Origin of the sequence: Streptomyces sp. NRRL F-525 (assembly GCF_000716605.1) — a bacterium.
In the GTDB taxonomy this organism is placed as follows: Bacteria; Actinomycetota; Actinomycetes; order Streptomycetales; family Streptomycetaceae; genus Streptomyces.
The window spans coordinates 1-300 of record NZ_JNXE01000212.1 but is presented as its reverse complement, the minus strand read 5'-3'; the positions used below and the strand labels follow the sequence as shown (position 1 = coordinate 300).

The 300-nt window shown below is 71.7% G+C and carries 1 pseudogene; it reads right to left on the bottom strand.

Features of this window, described 5'->3' with window-relative positions:
- Nucleotides 1-2: 2 nt before the first annotated feature.
- Nucleotides 3-300: pseudogene (locus OO69_RS48575) on the bottom strand (2-phosphosulfolactate phosphatase); the annotation flags it as partial.

Here is a 300-nt window from a genome sequence, read left to right as displayed (position 1 = left end):
GCCTACGCCGGTACGCCGCACGGACGGAGGATCATCAGCGAGTCCTCCAGGGTCGCGACCATGGCGAAGGGGAAGCGGTCGACTTCGAGGCAGAGGGCGACGTCGTCCTGGTGGGCTCCTTCGCGGATGCCGTCCGTCAGTTCCGTGGCGGCGCGCGACTCCGCGGCGCGGCGCACGAACGCGGTCGCGTCCGCCCCCGACCCGGTGACTCTCCCCGCGATGTACTGGGCGCATGCCAGGTCTTCCTCGGCGCGCCCGTCCTCGCCGGTGACCACGAACGTGACGTCCTCACAACCGCGC